Below are 22,101 nucleotides of genomic sequence, written 5' to 3'. Positions count from 1 at the left end.
GTGGGGCTTCGCAAACGCTAACAGTACATCAACGCTAGTAGCATTCTTTTATTGTGTAACCTGCAACAGACTGGGCCTTATTTGTCATTATTTTTTTACTTCTACGAATCAGTAAATGGAAGTGGTATTTCTTAATCGGTTAACCAAATGTGTTTGCTTTCCTGGCGGGTGTAATTATGATCTTTGGTTTGATAGGCTATTCTTAGTGAAGACAACAGTTTGTTTCAGACAGTTGACTTCTGAACAAATTCTCCGATTCTTACGGATTGTCTCCTTGACTAAGCTTTCACACCAAGCATCCCCGGAAGCTTAGTGCACCAAACGGTTTTGGGCAAGATCGGGTACCTAACAAGGAAAAGTAATAGACTTAGGGACTAGTTGTTGGAATATTCTCATCAAAACAACTACTTTTGCCCAAAGTTTTACTAGCTAGGTAGCCGACCAGCTCTTATGTGGCCCATTACTTTTGTTTAGTTGTAAAGCAGATTCACTAGTTATCTCGTCCAGCAGACGTATTGCTTTGCCATAAGAACAGCCTTTACAACGGCTATCACTTTGTTAAATTAATCGTATGACGTAACGAAAAGTAGTACCGCACTTTAGTTTTCTGAGTGCTATTTCATTTCTCGGGAAGCTAATTTTTTTAAACTACCAATTAAAATCTACTAATTCTATATACTATATATGTTTATAGACTTTTAGATAATAAATCTTTTGATTGAGATAAGGCCCATTCTGTATCGATCATTAAACCTAATAAACGATCCTGATTGTAACCGGCCTGATTTGGAGCGGCTGGTCGGAGTCAACATAGTGCACAATCCGCTCCTGTTCATTTAAACAACCATGAATTCCACCAAATACACTAGCATGAATCTATTTCTAAGGTCAGTTGTCTTACTTACTGCACTTTTTAACGCACAACTTTTATTCGCGCAGACGCCTACAATCAATTCGACCGTTTCCGGAAAAGTAGTCGATGCACTGACAGGTGAAGCCTTGATCGGGGCCAGTATAACCATCAAGGGAACAACCAATGGATCAGCAACGGACGCAAACGGAGAATTCAACCTGATTACCGGACAAAAACTACCGTTTACGCTGATCGTTTCCTCAGTTGGTTACCTCAAAAAAGAAGTACAAATCAACGAAAGCAGAGTCGAGATAAGGCTCGATGCGAATACTACCCAACTGGAGGATGTGGTGATTTCTTCCCGTCGGCGGCAGGAGTCGGCTCAGGAGGTACCCATTCCCATATCGGTGGTCGGTGGGCAAAGGGCCGAAGACGCCGGTGCTTTCAACGTGAACCGGCTTAAAGAATTGGTACCCACAGTTCAGCTATACGCGTCAAATGCCCGAAATACAACCCTGAACATTCGCGGATTAGGATCGACTTTCGGCTTGACCAACGATGGTGTTGACCCAGGTGTCGGTTTCTACGTAGACGGCGTTTACTACGCGCGTCCGGCGGCTACGGCACTTGACTTTATTGACATCGAACGCGTCGAAGTACTGCGTGGGCCACAAGGAACGCTTTTTGGTAAAAACACGACGGCGGGCGCTTTCAACATTACGACGCGGGCAGCAAGTTTTACACCCGGAGCCAACTTCGAACTAAGTTACGGCAATTTCGGATTCATTCAGGCTAAAGGATCACTGACGGGACCACTGAGCAAAAAACTGGCCGCTCGTCTTTCGTTCTCGGGCACGCAGCGGAATGGCTTGTTTTACAACGTACACACCCAGATGCCCATCAACGACATCAATAACATCGGCGTCAGAGGTCAACTATTATACACGCCCAGCGATAACGTACAGATCACTGTAATCGGCGACGTTACTGATCAGAAGCCCAATGGATACGGTTGGCCAGTAGCTGGCGTGGTACCTACGCAACGGGCAGCTTATCGCCAGTTTAATGCCATTATTGCCGATTTAAACTACAAGCTTCCTTATTCCAGTGCGTTCGAGCGTGTTGTGGATTTGGACACTCCGTCAAAAGCGGATAACCAGTTAGGTGGTGTTTCGGTCAATGCGGACATCAAAATCGGGAATGGAACACTGACCGCTACATCGGCCTGGCGCTACTGGGTATGGACGCCATTGAATGACCGCGATTACATCGGCTTACCGGTCTTTACGATCTCTTCTGGCAACTCGAAGCATGACCAGTGGTCGCAGGAGATTCGCTATTCGGGCAAAGTGTCTTCGAACCTAAGTGGGGTTGTCGGCTTGTTCGGTCTCTGGCAAGACTTGAAATCGGACCCGGTTCAGACGGAAGAAGCCGGTTCGGCCCAGTGGCGATTTGCGCAAAGCTCGACCAGCGCCTTGTGGAAAACGCCCGGTTTATTCGACAACTTTGGTATTCGTACCACGAACGAAATTAAGAGCACGAGTTTAGCGGTATTCGCTCAGGCTGACTGGGCTGTGACCGACCGGCTCCACATCTTACCCGGCGCGCGTTACAATTATGACAAAAAAGTAGTTGATTACAGCCGGGTAACGTATGGTGGTTTGCAAACTACAGACCCGGCCTTGATCGCTTTGAAAAATAGTGTTTACACCAACCAGGCGTTCAACACGGATTACGCGCAGGGTAATTTCTCGGGACAACTGTCTGTACAGTACAAAGCCAGTACTAACCTCAATGCGTATGCAACCTACTCCATTGGGTATAAGCCAATTGGTGTAAACGTCGGGGGCTTACCTACAGCAAATGGACAGGTTTTGATTGATCTCGCTAATGTGAAGCCTGAATACGTAGACCATAAGGAATTTGGTATCAAAACCAGACCTTCGGGCAATTCCGTCTTAAACCTAACCATCTACCGTTCAGATATCAGAGATTATCAAACGCAGGTACAGACGCCGGAACCGGGTGTAAACCGGGGCTATCTGGCTAATGCAGAAAAAGTGCGGGTGCAGGGCGTAGAACTAGACGGTAATGTCCGATTTACCAACCTGACGTTGAATGCTGCGGTGGCTTATACCGACGGTAAGTACGTGCGCTTTACCAACGCTCCCGTGCCTTTGGAAGAAGTAGGAGGTGCTCAGGCTTTCAAGGACGTTTCGGGAGGAGTGTTGCCCGGTATTTCTAAATGGTCTGGATCGGTCGGTGGCGAAGTTACGGCCAAGGGTACGTTGACGGGTTTGAAAGGAAATTACTTTTTGGGTATTGACGAATTTTTCCGGTCAAGCTTCTCGTCAAGCCCCTCCCCTTCGCAGTACCTAAACATTGACGGTTATACGCTTAGCAATGCACGGCTAGGTTTCCGAGCATCGAACGGGCTTACATTCTTTTTGTGGGGTAGAAACCTGTTGAATAAGAATTACTACGAACAGTTGTTGGCTGCCCCCGGAAGTTACGGCCAATATGCCGGTATCGTGGGCGACCAGCGTACTTACGGGGCCACCATCCGTTTTACGTACTAGTGTAGACGGAAGATTGACGGCAACCAATCGATTTTTTATTGGTTACACTTTGGGAAAGGTAGTAGCAAACCTTGTTTTGCTACTACCTTTCTTGTTTTTGGAATCACACGACGACCCAAACCATCCTAAGCGGACAAAATTGATTCAGCAACCTACCGACTAATTAGCTATGAACGATCAAGAGTTTAAATTAGACGATTGGGTTACGCCCATCGACGAAGAATCCGCTCGTGAGCAGCAAGCGGCCAATCCCGATATTGACTGGCCGGTGCCCGTGATTAGTCAGTACGGCGAGCGTGTACACTGCTGGAATAGTGAACGACGCGAGTTTACCATAACGCTCAGTGCGAGTGAGATCAGAAGAGTAAAGCCGACCGATTAAAAGCTTCTTTTAGTCGGTCGGTTAGTTATTTTTACTAGCCGTAACTATCGTTGGACGTTCATTCAGCCAGGCGAGATTAAACTGATAATGTAAGCTACTGCTTAGCAGATGAATAACGTTGTCGGGCGTTTGCGTGATGGCTAAATAGCCTTTAGGCTCCGCGTGGGTTTGATCCATTTCGAAGGCACCTGTCCAGGCTCCTCCATTTAGGTACCGGTCTTTCCCGTCGGTCACCAGTTTGACTACCGGCCAGGTTTTTCCTTCATCGAACGACACCGCAGCATACATCCCGTAGCCTTTATATTGATTGCCATTGGCCAATTTAAAGGGCATACCGGCCAGCTTTTCAGCGCGTTCGTCCGGATGGTGCGTGAACGAGATCATAAGCAAGGCACCTTCGTTGAGCCGGGTAAGTACCAACCGCTGTCCACTCCAGACTGGTGGAAAAGGAGACGCTGAATAGGTCCAGGTTTTTCCCATATCGGTTGAGCGGCTCAGTGGCATACGCAGGTCTGAACTGTCGGCAGCTTTAATATCGTTCTTCCGGCCCAGTGCCAGCAAATCACCGTTTTTGAGCTGAACAACACCGGCGTGGATGCCCGCAATCAGTCCGCCTGTTTCTCCTGCTCCAAAAGAAGGCGTCTCCGTTCCCGTGTACGGATTTGTCCAAGTCTTCCCCTGGTCCTTGCTAACATGAATAGCCGTACCACCCGAAGGACCGGGGTCCGCATCGGCAGGCTGAATAAGCCAACCTTCTTTTGTTTGATTTAGGCCAGCAATGACTTGATTCCGCTTGGTATGCTCTGGGTTAACCAAACGTGGAGTTGTCCAGCTTGCTCCGTTATCATTACTGGTGCGCAATACCATGGCTAAATCTTGCCAGTCGCCGTCAGTTTCTACACCGTTCATGTGGTAGATCGTACCTTTTCCATCGTGTAAGAGAGAAGCACCCGTCATGTTGCGATCCGGTACTTTAAAAAATTCGGCTGCTTCATCCCAGCGGGTAGCGCCCGCTCGAAGTCGACTAGTCAGGACGGTCATTTCCCGACCACTTTCTTCATCGGTCGAAAACCAGATGGAAAGTAAGTCTCCATTGGGACACCAGGTGATGGCAGGTTGATGGTTATGACTGTAAAACGGTACAGGGTGCGTACAGTCAGGCTTATTGACGTACCGCTGCGGTTCCCGAAAGATTGGCTTGCTTGCATCAATCGGCTTCCAGTTGTAGCGTTGCTGGGAAATGGAGCTCGCGTAAGCCGGTGGTTTCACCGTCGGCAATGGTTTGGAGGTTGGCAGTGGAGCCTGAACGACCCGGAAGCCCACTAACCAGTTTTTATCCTCGGGGATCATCGCCGACCGGTTGGCAGACCGCAAAAAAGAAACGGGCGTTCCAAAGCTCCCTCCTCGGCTAATTCGGTACAGACCAGAAGCCCGGCCAACCGGGTCCGTAGCAGGAGCCGGTTCGTACGGACCGTACCAGTCCAGACACAACTCTTCTACGTTGCCATGCATGTCGTAAAGTCCCCAGGGATTAGCCGGTGTCTGGGCAACTTTTAAGGAGACAACAGCCGTGTTGCGATTCGTCGATTGATTTTTCTGATAAAGTTTCGGCAGCGAACTTCCCGTCCAAAAATCAGAAACGGTACCCGCCCGGCAAGCATACTCCCACTCCGCTTCGGTCGGTAGCCGGTAGGGTTTCCCCTCCTTTTTGGTCAACCAATCGCAGAAGGCGATAGCATCCTGGTAGGAGACAAAGACAACGGCTTCGTCGTCCTGCGTTGAAAAGCCGTTTTTTTCCCTTACTTTTTTATGAGCCGCATCGAAGGCTTCGTATTGGGCATTGGTCACTTCGGTAGCGGACATCAAAAACGGTTTCGACAGGCTTACCTGATGAACCGGACTTTCGTCATAATCCTTTCCTTCCCGCTCCGAGCCCATGTAAAATTTACCGGCTTTTACGGGGACAAGCTGCATACCGATCGAGTTTTTTTCCTGAGCCCAACTCGTCATCAATGGCCAGTAAAGTAGTAGTAATCCAATTAGCCTTGCTCTCATGGTAGTAAAGATAAGCCAGCCCTGGCTGATTGATGATCAAATCCACTGGGGCTGGCCTTTTTATTAGTACGTGCGTGAACGAATTAATAACCAGGATTCTGGGTCAATTTAGCGCTAAAGTTGGCGTCGATGGCCGACTGTGGGATGGGGTAAAGCTCATGAAAATCCTGAATCGTGCTCCGTACATCCGACCGCGTTTGGTACTTACGGGTGCGCTCAACGAGTTTGCCCATCCGGCTGAGTGTCCGACGACGGGGTTCTTCGGTAATTAACTCCCGAGCCCGTTCATCTAGAATATAGTCGATCGTTACATCGCCAGCCGCCACCGGCTTAGCCTTCGCGCGGTTACGTACGGCATTGATATCAGCAGCAGCAGCCGTCAGATTATTCTTACGAACGTAGGCTTCCGCCCGCAGCAGATACGTCTCGGCCAACCGGTAGACGATGAAATCTTTACCCGTTCGTCCCGATGTGTTAGACCCGTTGAACGGTTTACCTTCCAGCTTGCGTAGGTAAGGATAAACGTTACGCATGGTGTCTTCGTTAGCCGTACGTTTCTCTACTTGTTTGCCAAAATACGTCGATGCTGGGTTGTTGTAGTAGAATTTACGCCGGATGTTATACACCGAGTTGCGAATGTCGTTATCCCAGTCGTCTTTCCAGAGATCATAAAAGAAAAACGTCGTCGGCCGACTATAGGCAACTCCCCGGCCAAGGCTATCCGATACTATCATGCCCGTTCCCCCCGCCGGATCTTTCAAATTGGGCAAAAACGGAACCCAACCGCGAATGTTGTTATTGCCATTGTTTGTCCCCGCTCCACCCGGCGTTAGGTTTTCATACTGCCAGACATAGATGGACTCCAGGTTTCCGGTGCTTCGGTTCTGGTTGCCTTCCGCAAACAAATCGGCATACACGTCGCCGGGCTGATCCTTTCGGACACCAAACCGATTGGTCATCAATTGGTAAGTTCCGGAGCTAATCAGGCGGGTAGAGCTTTCGATGGCTTTGTCGTAATCGCCCAGATTTATGTACACCTCCGTCAGCAGGTGATCGGCTGCGCCCTTGACAATTCGCCCCTCACTCGATTTGGCTACCGTAACCGGTAAATATTGCGTAGCAAATTCCAGGTCCGCTTTGGCAAACTCATACACTTCTTTACGGGTAGCCCGCACAAAATCGGTTTTCGGATTCTGGTAGGTAACATCGACAATAGGTACACCTCCGTAAAGATTGGCCAGCAGGTTGTAGGTGTATCCCCGAAAAAAGCGGGCTTCAGCGATAATGGCATTACGTTCGGCATCGCTGGCGAATATTCCTTTTAGCTCCGGCTTATTGGCATATTCAATAACGGTGTTGGCCCGCAGAATCATCTTAGTGTATCCCCAGTTCCAGAAACTACTGGCAGCAGCAGCAGTGGGGGTTAGAAAAGTGGTATAGTTCCGAAAATTTACCGTTTGCTCCTGACCCGTTGTGGCGACATCCGTACCCAGATACATGTCATAAAAACTCCCTAAGTCTTCCTGCGACAGTTCATCACGAGCGGCTTGGTGCAGGCCCGTAATGTAGTTGTCGAAACCCGCTCTCGAGCTAAGAACAACGTCTGAGCTAAGCGAAGCCAGAGGAACTTCGTCTAAAAACTGGTCTTTGCAGGAGCCAGACAAAAGGATCATTGCGCATAAGCCAACCAGCTTACCAAATGATCGGGTGGTTATATTGAATTGTCGAAATTTCATTGTGATTGAATCCACCAGAGATACTTTTTTTACAACCGTTATGGATTAAAAACCTAAGTTCAGACCCAACGTATACGACCGGGGCATGGGGTAAAAGGAAGACTTGGACGTACCACCACTTTCGGGATCAGTACCTGGCCAGTCGGTAAAGGTGTGCAGGTTCTTCGCGCTTAAAAACACCCGCAGATTCGTGACGTGGAGTTTGCTGACCAGCTTGCTCGGGAAATTATACGCCAGCGATACGTCCTGGATGCGGACAAAATTCCGGCTTACGTAATAGTTATGCCCCTGTGGGTTGGTATACACCAGAGATGGTCGGGTGTTGGATTTATTATCGGCAGTCCACCAGCCCGCATCGATTTGGTTCAAAGCACGACCCGGTGAATTTTCACTACGAGTCGAGTTAGGATCGAGCAGGATAAAATCCGAAATCCAGCCCTGCATCGCATTCACAAACACGGAGAGTGACAAATTACCGTAGGAGAAATTGTTGGTAACTCCCCAGCGAACCTTGGGCTGCCCGCCTTGCCCGATAATCGTCCGGTCGTTGTTTGCGTCCAGCTTACCATCGCCATTCAAATCTTTAAGCCGGACAAACCCAGCTTGGGAACCACTTGGAATTTGATCGCCCTGCTGATAAATTCCATCGAAGACGTAGTCATAATAAACCGTGATGGGCTGGCCGATAAACCACCGGTTTGCCAAGTCGTCATCCTCTTTACCGTCACCATTCGTATCAGACCGGTATAGGTGAACGATTTTATTTTTATTGGCGGACAGGACTATATTACTGCTCCACTCGAAATTCTTTTTGCGCAGATTGACCGTATTGAGGGTTAATTCAATACCCTTGTTGTTGGTCGCTCCTAGATTTGTCAGGACACTGGTATAGCCGGTAAGCGTGGGCAATGACCGTTGAACAATCAGGTTTTTGGTATCACTGTTGTATACTTCAACGGTACCCCCCAGTCGTCCTTTAAACAAACTAAAATCAACGGCGGCATTCGTCGTGTAGGTTGTTTCCCATTTCAGATCCGAGTTAGCCATCGTCGCCGGAAAAATTCCGACCGAGGTGGGGCCACTATCTCCGAACACGTACTGCGTTATACCCGACAGACTAAGCGATTGATAAGGCTGAATGGCCTGATTACCAACGGCTCCGTAAGAAAGACGGAATTTGAGTAAGTCAACGAAGGAGGCTTTGCGCATGAACGACTCTTCCGAAGCAATCCAGGCTAGAGCCGCCGACGGAAATGTAGCGTACTTATTGTTGGCAGCAAACACAGAACTGGCATCCCGGCGGGCCGTCAAGGTAAGCAGGTATCGATCCTTAAAGCGATAATTCAGGCGGGCCATTGAGGAAATCCCGTCGATCTTAGAAGCGGTAGAGGTCGTTGTCTGCGTGCTTCCCAAGGTCAGGCTATTCCAGCCGAGCGCGTCCGAGCTCAGTTGGTTAGCATTGGCTGTCGTTGACTCGGATTGCTGGTGATTTCGCCCGTAAAGTAGTGTCAGATCGAAGCCATGATTCGGGTTGATCTGCTTATTGTAGGTAACGATATTCTCCAGTACCCAGTCGAAACTTTCCTGATTGTACTTGTTGGCGCTGGTCGTGTTGTTGGGCAACCGGCGATCCTGACGGACGAAATTATAGATATGGTTCCACCGATAGTTTGGCGAGTAATTGACCCGGTACGAAAGTCCTTTGACAAATGGCACGTTCACCAGCCCGTAAAAGTTACTGAACAGGTTGTTGTAAATCTCTTCATTTTTGGTCAGCAGAGCGGCCCGAATGGGTTGGCCCGACACCTGATCTTCAGGCACAGTATACTGCGTAGGTTCACCATCCGGGTAGGTCCAGGTACCATATGGGCTGCTGTAATAGATGCTGGCAACATCCGCTTCCCGACCTGACAAATCACGGCGAACGAACGTTGCGTTCATGCCTACGGATAGCCAATTCGTAACCTGATTTTCGATATTAGCCCGCAGCGTAATCCGTTTTTGGTCATCTTGCAGGATCACGCCTTTTTCGTCGGTAAACGCGGCTGATAAATAGTAGTTAGTAGCGTCGTTTCTTCCCGACAAACTTAAATCATACGACCCAATCCGTCCGGGTTGCGAAGCCGCTTTCCAGGGATCGATTGTATTGCCTGCTTTGTAGTTGGCGGCCTCGGTTGTGGTTAGATAACTAGCTACATTGGCCGGGTCCGACGGTAAGCCACTTTGTGCACGGTAATCCAGCGTTTTTTGCAGATATCGCTCGGGACTCAGTAGCTTGACCGTGCGTCCGATTTCTGAAACACCGCTAAAGGCATTGATCCGGATGGTAGGTTTGCGGGTTGTTCCCCGTTTCGAGGTAATGAGAATAACCCCGTTAGCAGCCCGTGATCCATAAATAGCCGCAGCGCTGGCATCCTTAAGGATTTCCATCGACTCGATGTCATTCGGATTAATATCGGCCAAACTGCCGTTGAAGAAAATTCCGTCCAAAACAATCAGCGGATCGTTACCGCCACCCAACGACCGGGGACCTCTAATCAGGATGGAGCCATTTTGACCGGGACGGCCACTGTCGGTAAACTGCACACCGGCTACCCGGCCCCGTAAGGATTGCGTTACGTTCGTGTTAGGCAGGTTTTCGGTTTGTTTCATATCGACTTTGGCCACCGAACCCGTAACGTTACGCCGTGACTGCGACCCGTAACCAACGACAACCACCTCGCCCAATGTTCTTGAATCCGACTCCAGAATAACATTGATCGACGTTTGATTTCCGACGGTTATCTCCTGAGCCCCGAAACCAACCGAGCTAAACACTAACACATCGGTCGTTGAGTTGATCGCAATTGAATAATTACCGTTCACGTCGGTGGTAGTTCCTTTCTGGGTACCTTTCAGGACCACATTGACGCCTGGAATACCCTCTCCTTTTTCTTTATCCGTTACCCGTCCCTGAACGGTAATCTCCACAGCATGCCAACCGCCAGCCGGATGCAAACGTACATGATTGTTACTGGGAAAGGCCACTGTCGGCAGTATGCCGGTATAAGGCCCAACCACGAAAAGTAATAGGGTAAATAGTCGTTCTTTCATAGCAATAGTTAGAGTGAATCAGAGCAAGACGTTGTGGACATAATCAAAAAAGGACACAGCTATTTACCTCGTGCGGGCCAGACGCGAGCAATAAATTTGTACAATAGTCCTCCATAGCGCTATCAAGCTCTATGAATAATGTCCAATACGTTCATGAAATAAGTGGGAGTGGTGGGGTTATTTTTTAACGTTTCTCAGAATTAACTTAATTTTCTGTAAAACTAAATGGTAAACACTATTTATCCTTTAATAAATTATATCAATTGAGTGTACGAATTTATCATAATTTAGCCTTCGTTAATCGTTTAGAGGGCGAACACCTGCTCAGGATACTTTACTGGTCAGACGCGTACATATAAAAACCTGCCAATTGCATCTTTTTATCTAAAAAATAGACCTGCCATTCGAATGAAGGGCAGGTCTATTTTTTGAGTATTTGTATCAAAAATAGCATAGGCTGAAGATTTTCATAACTCACGCCTATGTTTTAAAATAAATCACTTGTAATGAACTACTTACCAATAATTACCCGCAAATTTAAAGAATAGGGCGCACTGAGAAGCGATAGCTATATCTCGCTAACGTGCATCGCTTTTGTAAACTTGTTTAATTTAGCTAGCAGTTGATCGATACCGGTACGTAAATTGTCTGTGAGTGGTTCGACCTGGCGACGAGTGTATAAGGAAATTGGTAAGCCACGTTGTTGCAGGGCGTACTTGGCAATCGTTGGGTAAGCAGAATGAACCAGATCCATACAATCTACTAAAAATTGCTGCACCTCATCAACCTCTGCTTGCAGGTCAGGATCATTGACATGGTTGCATAGCCAGACCAGTAGTTCAGGGAAAATATTCGCCTGGATGCAGGATAAGCCCGCTGCCCCGGCCCGCAAAGAGGAAACGGCGTTGACCATGTAGGCATCGTACAAACCAAAATTATACCCCTGTGCAACGGCAAGACGGTTTTTTACCTCTTCTTCATCCAAGCTCGTGTCTTTATGGTAGATCAATCGACCAGTTGGCAGCAATTGAGCCAGAATATCTGCCGTAATCAACCGTTTGTAAGGAACTGGACATTCGTACAACCCAAGCGGTACGCCGGGGGTCATATCCAACAGCGTCCCTATACGGTCTAGAAAGGTTTGATCACTATCCTGGGGTGTCACCAGCTGACCGGTGATAACAATAACCGCTTGTACACCGGTATCGTATATACGTTTAACAAAATCAGCCTGTTGATCGAGTGCTCCCCCGAATGTCCCGGTAGCGACAACGGGAACACGGCCACCTGCCTGCTGAACGACCTGTCTGGTCGTGGCCAGCCGTTCATCGTCCGTTAGTTCATACATTTCACTCGAGAGGCAGTTAGCAAACAAACCTGCTGCTCCCGCATTGAGATAATAATCCGTTAGCTGATGTAATCCGGAATAATCGACGGCTCCGTTGTCCAGGAATGGCGTTAGCATAACCGGAATGAGTCCGTAAGGTAGTGGTTGCGTGGAATTAGCTAATTCGGACATAATATATAGTGAGTTAACGATAATAGGTGTTTAGTGTTAAGCTTGTTGTTGTGGCTCATTGCGATCAACGGGATGTTCTAACACCCTGCTTTTTGCGGATCGACGGGTTAAAAGAAGCCCCGTTAAAAAGATCGTAAGCGTACCGAGTACCATAATCATATTCTGGTGAAATGGGCTTCGCAATGTCGCCAATTGATTTGGTATAAACGCTGAGAACGTCATCCAGATAATAACCAGAAGGCCGATGAGGGTTGCTGTGAGTGCCTCAGGTCCTTTCGTGGAACGAGATATGATACCTAATAAAAACAGGCCAAGCATACCACTGGCAAATATGCCGGACAACAGCCACCAGGCATCCAGTACACTTTTTACGCCTATCATCGCAATTCCGGTCGTCATGCCCAGCAAGCCAAATACTACGGTGGCTCCGTATAGGATTTTTAGGGATTGTTTGGACGTAACGTCTGGCTTAATGTAGCGCTGATAAATGTCAACTAAGAAAATGGTTGCCGAAGCGTTCATACTGGAGCTAATCGTGCTCATAGCAGCCGCCATGATAGCGGCAACGATGAGTCCCAGTAAACCCGTCGGAACCTGGTGAACCATGAAATGAGGCATGATCTTATCACCAATATCTGATGCTGTCAAGGTGTGGGCTAAGCGGTTGATGGCTTCGGGAGTCTGGTTGGGTAATCGCTCGCTGGCAACCTGGTAGCGAACCTGATCCATTAACTCCGGGTGGACCTGATAATACGTGTAAAGGCAGCTTCCCAGTACGAAAAACACCAACGATATCGGCACATACAGGTATACGCAAAGCCAGATCGAACGCGTTGCGTCGGTTACGGATGTTGTGGTATGGTACCGCTGAACATAGTTTTGGTCCATCCCGAAATTGTTTAGATTGATAAAAAAGCCGTACAGCAAAACGACCCAGAACGTAGACGTGGTAAAATCAGGAGCGAAACTTCCTAGGCTAAATTTATCATGGGCAGTTCCCATCGATAGAATGCGCGGAATGCCTCCGTCGACATGCGTAATTACTAGATAAAGAATAACGAGCGCGCCAACCGTCTTAATGACACCCTGGGCTACTTCCGTCCAGATAACGGCTTCCATACCCCCTAAAACTGTATAAATAATAATGCAGATACCGACCACGACCATAATGGATGTCATGGAATAACTCGTCAGCGCCTGCAAACTAAGCGCAATTCCAAAAAAGATTGAGCCCATCCGAGCCAGTTGCGTCAGCAAAAAACAGATAACTGCATAAGTACGCGCCCACGCACCAAAACGCTTTTCAAGATGCGAATACGCCGACACTTCACCCGTACTGCGGTAAAAAGGAACAAAATAGTTAGCGGCTACCCAGGCTGCCAGAGGCATCGACAAACTAAATACGAAGGCATTCCAATTACCGCCGAAGGCTTTACCCGGTACACCTAAAAAAGTGTTACTACTTAAAAAGGTAGCGTACAGCGACATGCCAATGGCCCATCCCGGTATTTTCCCCGAAGCTGTCGTAAACTGATCAGCGTTTTTATTCTTTCGGGAGAAATAAACGCCAACCAGTACCATACTAATCAAGTATAGCAGGATAATTGACAAGTCGGCAACAGGAAGCGATTTCATGTAAATTGGTTCGTTAAGAGGTTAGGAAGCGGGCGTGAAATTATTATAAACTTTTTTGTATTCAGGATACCGTTGTATTCTTGACTTTATTCCCCCAGTTTCTGACGATAACCTAAAAGAGCCCGATGCCCATCTCGGATTTCGATTTTTCAGAGCGTGTTATAATCTTAGTCGTTAGGGCGGTCACAACCCATTCCAATGAGTAACCGTTGAAATGATTTCTGGGGAGTGCTTCAGAACGAGCGTTCATAACGGAAAGAAATAATTTATAGGAATCATCAAAAAGAACTGATCCGATTAAAGCGCTATCATCTTGTACTATTCCTGGCTACGCGCATCACAGTTGTACTATGACAGAAAATCCTTTAATTTTATCAGCAAAACTAAGTGATAAGCAAACGCATTTACTGTTGCCAATTTGCTAATCAGTGTACGAATTTACCCTATTCATCTAGCGCTGATGAAACCTCATTTTCACAAAGTGCCGGTTAACTCACAGGCTTCTTTCCGTATTTCGCACGACGTGAAAGCTAACTTTGGCACGATTTGGCACTACCATCCCGAACTAGAACTTCACTATGTTGTACGAGGAGAGGGCGTACGGTTTGTCGGCGATAATGTGAGTAACTTTTCGGCGGGTGAAATTCTCTTACTTGGCGAAAATCTACCGCATACGTGGCGGTGTAACCAGGAATATTTTCAGGAACAACCTAATCTACAAGTAGAAGCAATAGTCGTTCAATTCCGCACGGATTGTTTAGGGCGGGACTTTTTACAGTTGGACGAAGTGTACGCCATACGTACCTTATTCGAGAGAGCACGACAAGGCTTACTGATTCATGGCGAAACGAATCAGAAAATAGCCGAGCTGATGCGATCGGCTGTAACGGCAAATCCATTTCAACGCCTGATAACGCTGTTGTCGATTCTGGACATAATAGCACAGGCCGATGAAATAGAGACCATTACGTCAGCTAAAGCTTTCTACCAATCGAACGAAATGGAAACAGTTCGGCTCAATAATATTTGTAACTACACGCTAGCAAATTATGCGCAGCCAATAACGCTTACTGAAATAGCCTCTGTTGCTAATCTAAGCGTTACCTCGTTCTGTCGGTATTTCAAGCTGATGACCCACAAAACGTATCACGATTTTTTAAACGAGGTAAGGATCAGCCATGCCAGCAGGTCGTTGATCGAGAATTCGATGACTACAGAAGAGATTTGTTTTGAGAGCGGCTTTAATAATCTTTCCAATTTCTACCGAAATTTCAAACGAATAAAAGGCGTAACCCCGCTCGATTACAAGAATCGATATATTCAGTAGGCTTGTTAAAGACGGAAGTTTGCTTTTGCTATTCGTTGCCCTAGAGCAATAAAACAGGCACGGATGGGTGCTACATAGTTTCTGTCCTTAATTAAAATAGGACAACGCCTTTTAGTTTAGGAGACAAATCTTAGAAATAAATACTACTACACAGGTCGAAACCGGGATATTTTGACTTGCCTTTTATATTTGTACTTTTAAAATATTTTGCTAATTCAGCGTCAAACCAAAATAGAAGTCCATTCGAATTGGTTGTGATCTACCTATGAATATTTTCCGTAATGGCTTTTCCGAAGATGACACGACGCTCTGGCTTCGCCTGATTGAAGGCGATGATACAGCGTTGGATAAGCTGATGAAGCGCTGTTTTAAGGAACTCTATCATTACGGTACTAAATTCTCTAAAGACGACGACCTCATTAAAGACTGCATTCAGGATGTGTTCCTGGATTTATGGGAACGGCGTCACGCGCTACGAACGGATGTGCAGGTAAAACCTTACCTATTTGTGATTTTGCGCCGACGCATTTACCGCGTCTGGCAAATGAATCAGTTACAAACCGATCTGGCAGCTCAGCCTGACTTTTCGGTTGAATACACGGTAGAAGAAAATTTGATTCAGTCTGAAAGTGCCCGCCTGAAAGCCCACCAGATGCAGCAACTGCTGGACGAACTGCCCGATCGTCAAAAAGAAGTGATCTACCTGAAATACTTTCAGGAGATGGACCGGGATCAGATTGCTCAGACGATGCAGATAACGCCCCAGACGGTTTCGAACATGCTGCAAATGGCCCTTAAAAAGCTGCGGGGCCAGTGGCGAGAGGATTCTTAACAAAGAAGACTCTTTGGCATTTTCAAAAGAATGTAAAAATTTTTCGAACTTGAATGGTATCTGCTTGCGATTTTCTGCTATCGAAGGTATGATGCAGCAAAATCCATCAGATTTTACCCCCGTTACGCTGGAAGAACTCGTCTGGCAGGAATCCTTTCGCGAGTGGGTCATGCATCCGACGCCGGAACGGGAGCAGTATTGGCAGGGCTGGCTGGCTAAACACGCGAATCAGGCAACTACGCTGAGCCAGGCCCGCGAAGTGGTGCTGGCACTGAAGGTAAAAAACAGACCCATAACCGATGCCGATGTTCAGGCCTGCATTGAACTAACCCGTCAGTACCTGGATTTACCCCAATCAGACGTGTTAAATTCCTCCCCTTCGGCCCCCGGATGGGTTTGGAAAAATCGACTCGCTATCGCGGCTACGGTCTCCCTTTTGTTGCTGGTTGGCGCTGGTCTCTTCTGGCAACAGCAACCAACGCTTGTTATCGGATCAAGTACTACGGTTCCGGCGAATACACCGAAGTTTCTAACCGCAAAGGGCACGACTGTCAGGCTTGACGACGGCAGCGTGATTCAACTTAAAACAGGTAGTGAACTTCGGTACCCCGCCCGCTTCACGGCCGCTACCCGCGATGTGTATTTAACGGGTGAAGCTACTTTCTCGGTTGTTCGTAAACCAGATCAGCCCTTTCTGGTATACGCCAATGGTTCAGTGACCCGGGTTTTGGGCACTCAGTTCACAGTCAACGCTCCCAGTGGTGTGGGCCGGGTTATTGTGAAGGTGTTGTCGGGAAAAGTATCAGTATTTGCCGAATCGGAATGGAAACGAGCGCAGCAGCAGACGAGTTATCAACCTCAGTCGATTATCGTTACGCCCAACCAACAGGTAATTTTCGAGCGAGATCGGGAGCGGTTAAGCAAGTCCCTGATCGACCAGCCGGTCGTTGTCAATACGCCCGTGGGTGAAAACCGATTCAACTTTGTCAACACACCGGTTCCGGTAGCGCTGAAAATCCTTGAGCAGGCCTACAACATCCCTATTGTTTTCGATCAGCAGCTCATGCAGCATTGCCAGGTGACAGCACCACTAGGCGATGAACCCCTGTTCGATAAGTTAAGCATCATCTGCGAGACCATAGGGGCTCGCTTTGAAGTAGTTGAGACTCAAATCATTATTTCAGGGAAAGGCTGTGAATCGCCGTAGCTTTCCCCCTATAAGAAAAAGCTGATGGTGTTACCAGCACCACCAGCTTTTGCGTAAACCCGTCCAGTATGTGCGACCATCTGAACACCCGAAATCCGGGCGACGGGCTTTGTATTGCCTTGTATCACCAAAACAACACTTGTAAATCTACGATGAAAAAAGCGATACCTCGCCGAAACTTACTGCTACACTGTATGAAACTAGCGGCATTTCCCCTTGTGCTGACTCTAATTTTGGCCAGCACGGCACTGGCTTTCGACGGCCTGGGACAGACTCTGCTGGAACGTAACATTACGTTGACAATTCAGGATCAACCTCTGCCAGCGGCCATCCATGCGATTGAAAAAGCGACGGGGGCGAGATTTACGTATGTGCCTTCGCTGATCGAGAAACCCCAGCGCGTATCGATTGACGCCCGCAATGAAAATCTGGCAACGCTACTGGACCGCCTGCTGAAACCGCTTCAAATCGACTACAGCATCCGCCGGAACTACATCATTCTCAAAAATATGACTAGTGTGGCTCCGATCAATGCCAGAGCCTCGATCGACAGTCGGATTGACGTTACGGTGAGTGGCCGGGTGACCGATGCCAGCACGGGCGAAGGTATACCAGGAGTCAATATCGTGGCTGGCGGCACCCCTATGGGAGCGGTCACCGACGAGCGGGGGCAATACCGGATGAGTGTTCCCCAGGGGGTTACGCTGCGGTTCAGCTTTATTGGCTACACCACCCAGTCGATTAAAGTAGAACGGGAAAGCGTCATCAACGTAGCGTTACAACCGGCAGACAATACGCTGAATGAAACCGTCGTCATTGGCTACGGCACGACAACGCAGCGTTACAATACGGGCTCGGTTAGTTCGATTACGGCTAGAGACATTGATATTCAAACCGTTACAAATCCCTTGGTTGCCCTTCAGGGGAGAATTTCAGGGGCGCAGATTACGCAGAACAATGGCTTGCCCGGCAGTTCGGTCCGCATTCAGATTCGCGGCCAGAATTCCTTATCTGCGGGGGGCGTTCCGCTCTATGTTATTGATGGTATTCCATTTACGCTATTCAATGGTGGACAACCGGCTTCGGATAACTTAAATGCCTATGGTATTTCTGGGGCTAACGGCGAACAAAGCCCTTTGGGTCTGATTCCGCCCGAAGATATCGAACGAATTGACGTATTAAAAGATGCTGACGCGACCGCCATTTACGGTTCACGCGGCTCGAACGGCGTTGTCTTGATTACGACGAAAAAGGGGAAAGCGGGTAAAACTCAGTTTAACATTAACGTGAACAGCGGAGCGGGAAAAGTGCCCTACTACATCCCCATGCTGAATACGGACCAGTATCTTTCTCTACGTCGTGATGCGTTTGCAAGAGCTAGAGTAACTCCTACGACGTCCAACGCGCCTGATCTAACGGTTTGGGACCAGAATGCAAACACGGACTGGCAACGCAGATACCTCGGCGGTACAGCTCAATTTACCAATGCGACGGCTTCGGTATCCGGAGGAAACGTAACCAACTCATTTCTTTTTAGTGGCTTGTATCGAAAAGAGGGAACGGTATTTCCGGGTAATCTGGGATCTACGACGCTCTCCGGCCGCTTCGCCAGTAGCCACACTACGGCGAATCAGAAATTTAGAGTGGATTTCACTACGTCGTACTCCCGCGTCAATAGTAACCTGATTGGTACCGATCTTTCTTCGGTTTATAACCTGCCTCCTAACTATCCGCTCTATAACACCGACGGTAGCTTAAACTGGACCGGCGGAACGAATCCCGAAGCCCTGCTGATACGGGATTTTGAAAACATCAGTACAAACTTCGTTACCCAGTTGAATCTAAAGTATACGGTTCTTCCCGGACTGGATCTGAAAGTAAACAACGGCTATACACTGACGGGGTTGAGCCAGATTCAGACCAACCCGATTCGCTCGCAAAACCCGGCATCCAACCCCGTAGCAAACGCCACGTTTGCCAACAATCAAAACGAAAGCTACATTATAGAGCCACAGCTTGATTACCGGAAAACGTTCGGAAAAAACCATCTCAACGCCCTGATTGGGGGAACATTCCAGCATTCAGACGCGACCGGCCAGTCGATTAGTGGGCGTAATTATACGAACGAAGCTTTGCTTAAATCGCTATCGGGAGCCGGTACGATCACGGTCAGTTCGAACAACTTTTCACTGTATCGTTACACGTCGGCATTTGGACGAGTTAATTACAGCTGGGATAACAAGTATATTCTCACCGGAACCTTCCGGCGTGACGGCTCTTCCCGCTTTGGCCCGAACAACCGTTTCGGAAATTTTGGTGCCATTGGGGCGGCCTGGCTGGCTTCTTCGGAAGAGTTCATGAAACCAATCACCTGGTTGAGTTATCTGAAGCTGAGAGCGAGCTACGGGTTGACCGGTAATGATCAGATTCCAAACTACGCTTACCTTCCGTTCTACCAGGTTACCTCGGGTACCAATACCTATTCCGGCTCGGCTACGCTGGTCAATTATAACATTGCGAATCCGACACTGCACTGGGAGACTACGAAGAAACTCGAAGCCGCTCTTGAACTGGGCTTTCTCAAAGACCGTATTTTGCTAAAGAGCGCTTATTTCAGAAACCGTTCGAGTGATCAGTTGGCTAATACGAACATGCCTACGCAATCGGGCGTCAACTCGTTCTCGGGAAACCTGGATCTCCTGATTCAAAACGATGGTTTTGAATTCGACCTTAGTACGATCAACGTAGCTGCGGCTGGTCTCCGGTGGACGACCAATATCAACCTCACCTTTTTAAGAAACAAGCTCCTTTCAGTCGGTGATCCCGGACGACTATTTAACTCAAGCTTTTACACCGTGGGCCAACCCATAAATGCTACCCGCGTGTTTCAATACAACGGCCTGGATGCGAACGGCCTGCCGACGGTTCGGGACCTTGACGGGGATGGGGTCATAGACTTCAATAAAGATCGGGTCATGGCTCCGATTGGAACGCCCTTTTTCGGGGGCATCAATAACTCAATCTCCTACCGGAATTTCCAGTTGGATGTGTTCGTACGCTTCAACCGTCGGAATGGGTACAAATTCAACTTCAACGAACTGTACGGTTTCCCGTTGGGCTCTAGCGCCGTAAACACAACAACAGAAGCACTAAACCGCTGGTCTGAAAGTAATCCGAGTGCCCTTTATCCTGCTGCGACAACGCTTTATAGCCAGGCTTTTGGCAATTACAGCTCGTCGGATGCCCTCTGGGGGGATGCTTCGTTCCTGAAAATTGGTACCGTAAGCCTGTCGTACAATCTACCCACCACCTGGATTCGGCCAACCAAACTGTCGAAGGTTTCGGTCTATGTACAGGGACAAAATCTATTTACCTGGGCGAGTCAAAAATACATCCTTGACCCTGAAACGACCGTACCTGGCACAGGCACAGCCCCCGGAGCAGGTCAGTTTCTGGCAATGCCACCCCTTCGCACGATTGTAGGCGGTCTAAATGTTTCATTCTAAGCAGGCTATTTTCATGAAATCGTACGTTCGTTTTTCTTTTTTCATTACCCTGGCAGGCTTGAGTCTTGCTTCCTGCGAGAAGTTTGTAACCATTGACTATCCACCCACCACTATTGGCGTAGGAGACGCCTTTGCCAGTGATGGTTCAGCGACCAGCGTCGTGTTGAATATGTACTCCACGATTCGGAATACCCCTACCATCACCTGGACAGGCTATGCAGGTTTGTTGAGCGATGAGCTGGAATATACCCTTTCCGCGCCAACCCTGGAGGAAATGGAAAACAACACGGTATCTCCGCTTAATTCATCGGTAGCCAACCGGTTGTGGGGGGAGACATATACCTTTATCCGCCAGGCCAACATGGCCATTGCGAACATTACACAGTCGAGTGGCATGAGCGAAGCGGGTAAAAATCAGTTACTCGGCGAAAGCAAATTCTGGCGGGCTTACGGACTGTTTAACCTGGTCAATTATTTTGGTGATGTGCCACTAACTACGTCTTCCGACGAATTCGTGAATGCCGCTTTGGGCCGGGCTCCGGCGGCTCAGGTCTGGGCTCAGATCATTACGGATTTGAAGGAAGCTAAAGCCACGTTACCTACTGCCTACGTAGGGTCATCGCGTACACGAATTAATAAACACACCGCTTCGGCGTTTCTGGCCCGGGCGTATCTGTACACGAAAGACTATACCAATGCCGCCCTCGAAGCGTCTGAAGTCATTGGCTCGGGAACGTATTCGTTGAGTGATCTGTCGACGACCTTCGTTAACAGCAGCAACGAGACCATCTTCCAACTTGCTACGTTTGAAGGATTTACACCACTGGGTGCTAATTACCGCACGGCCAGCACGACGGCTCCCCCCGCTTTTGTTTTACGACCAAACTTTGTTCGTTCCTTCGAAGCAGGTGACAAACGCCGTACCGCCTGGGTGGACTCTATGGCGATTAGTAACGTCGTTACGCACCGAATCAATAAGTACAAGCTTCGGGTAGCAACGACGGGGGGCAACGAAAATATAGTCTTGTTTCGTTTAGGTGAACAGTACCTAATCCGGGCCGAAGCACGGGCGAATCTAAATCAGCTGGCCCAAGCCCAGGCCGATCTTAACGTGATTCGCAGTCGGGCTGGCTTAGCCGCTACGACGGCTACCGCGCAAGATGGGATTCTGGCCGCAATTTTACGGGAACGTAAAGTGGAATTGTTCGCCGAATTTGGCCACCGCTGGTTTGATCTCAAACGCACTAACCAGGCGGATGCCGTGCTGGCTCCAATCAAACCGGGCTGGAAACCAACGGCCGTGTTACTACCCATTCCTTCCTCCCAGATTGAAGCCAATCCTGCGCTTACGCAAAATCAGGGCTATTAATTACTTAC

General features: G+C 48.4%; 12 protein-coding genes. 7 read left to right on the top strand and 5 right to left on the bottom strand.

Going from position 1 to position 22,101, the window contains the following annotated elements; all coding sequences use genetic code 11:
- Window positions 1-870 precede the first annotated feature (870 nt).
- Together LQ777_RS24320 and LQ777_RS24315 are read left to right on the top strand one after the other, a co-directional pair.
- Complete coding sequence (locus LQ777_RS24320) at window positions 871-3,432, top strand: TonB-dependent receptor (RefSeq protein WP_232563064.1); 2,562 nt, start codon at window positions 871-873, stop codon at window positions 3,430-3,432.
- Window positions 3,433-3,601: 169 nt separating this feature from the next.
- On the top strand, window positions 3,602-3,814 hold the full coding sequence (locus tag LQ777_RS24315; RefSeq protein ID WP_232563063.1) for a hypothetical protein: 213 nt from the start codon (window positions 3,602-3,604) through the stop codon (window positions 3,812-3,814).
- Between the two features lie 21 nt (window positions 3,815-3,835).
- On the opposite strand, the gene LQ777_RS24310 is transcribed toward LQ777_RS24315, so the two are convergent.
- The 5 genes from LQ777_RS24310 to LQ777_RS24290 form a co-directional block, all read right to left on the bottom strand.
- Window positions 3,836-5,824 (bottom strand): SUMF1/EgtB/PvdO family nonheme iron enzyme, encoded by a 1,989-nt coding sequence (locus LQ777_RS24310; protein WP_232563154.1) that lies wholly within the window; start codon window positions 5,822-5,824, stop codon window positions 3,836-3,838.
- A 128-nt stretch (window positions 5,825-5,952) separates the two neighbouring features.
- Window positions 5,953-7,605 carry a RagB/SusD family nutrient uptake outer membrane protein gene (locus LQ777_RS24305; RefSeq protein ID WP_232563062.1) on the bottom strand — a complete coding sequence of 551 codons (1,653 nt, stop codon included), beginning with the start codon at window positions 7,603-7,605 and terminating at the stop codon, window positions 5,953-5,955.
- A 45-nt stretch (window positions 7,606-7,650) separates the two neighbouring features.
- Window positions 7,651-10,698, bottom strand: a complete 3,048-nt coding sequence (locus LQ777_RS24300) for a SusC/RagA family TonB-linked outer membrane protein (RefSeq protein WP_232563061.1) — start codon at window positions 10,696-10,698, stop codon at window positions 7,651-7,653.
- 568 nt (window positions 10,699-11,266) lie between these two features.
- Window positions 11,267-12,217, bottom strand: a complete 951-nt coding sequence (locus tag LQ777_RS24295; RefSeq protein ID WP_232563060.1) for a dihydrodipicolinate synthase family protein — start codon at window positions 12,215-12,217, stop codon at window positions 11,267-11,269.
- Between the two features lie 36 nt (window positions 12,218-12,253).
- Complete coding sequence (locus LQ777_RS24290; protein ID WP_232563059.1) at window positions 12,254-13,852, bottom strand: sodium:solute symporter family protein; 1,599 nt, start codon at window positions 13,850-13,852, stop codon at window positions 12,254-12,256.
- A gap of 460 nt (window positions 13,853-14,312) precedes the next feature.
- Between LQ777_RS24290 and LQ777_RS24285 the strand changes: the two genes are divergently transcribed.
- The 5 genes from LQ777_RS24285 (at window position 14,313) to LQ777_RS24265 (ending at window position 22,093) form a co-directional block, all read left to right on the top strand.
- Window positions 14,313-15,179: an AraC family transcriptional regulator gene (locus tag LQ777_RS24285; RefSeq protein ID WP_232563058.1), complete on the top strand. Its 867-nt coding sequence runs from the start codon at window positions 14,313-14,315 to the stop codon at window positions 15,177-15,179.
- 265 nt (window positions 15,180-15,444) lie between these two features.
- Window positions 15,445-16,011, top strand: a complete 567-nt coding sequence (locus LQ777_RS24280; protein ID WP_232563057.1) for an RNA polymerase sigma factor — start codon at window positions 15,445-15,447, stop codon at window positions 16,009-16,011.
- An 88-nt stretch (window positions 16,012-16,099) separates the two neighbouring features.
- Window positions 16,100-17,218 carry a FecR family protein gene (locus tag LQ777_RS24275; RefSeq protein ID WP_232563056.1) on the top strand — a complete coding sequence of 373 codons (1,119 nt, stop codon included), beginning with the start codon at window positions 16,100-16,102 and terminating at the stop codon, window positions 17,216-17,218.
- A gap of 194 nt (window positions 17,219-17,412) precedes the next feature.
- Complete coding sequence (locus LQ777_RS24270; RefSeq protein WP_232563055.1) at window positions 17,413-20,724, top strand: SusC/RagA family TonB-linked outer membrane protein; 3,312 nt, start codon at window positions 17,413-17,415, stop codon at window positions 20,722-20,724.
- A gap of 13 nt (window positions 20,725-20,737) precedes the next feature.
- Window positions 20,738-22,093 carry a RagB/SusD family nutrient uptake outer membrane protein gene (locus tag LQ777_RS24265; protein ID WP_232563054.1) on the top strand — a complete coding sequence of 452 codons (1,356 nt, stop codon included), beginning with the start codon at window positions 20,738-20,740 and terminating at the stop codon, window positions 22,091-22,093.
- The last annotated feature ends 8 nt before the right edge of the window (window positions 22,094-22,101 follow it).

Origin of the sequence: Spirosoma oryzicola (assembly GCF_021233055.1) — a bacterium.
Classification (GTDB): Bacteria; Bacteroidota; Bacteroidia; order Cytophagales; family Spirosomataceae; genus Spirosoma; species Spirosoma oryzicola.
The sequence above is the reverse complement of the archived record's forward strand: the minus strand, read 5'-3'. Positions and strand labels throughout refer to the sequence as shown.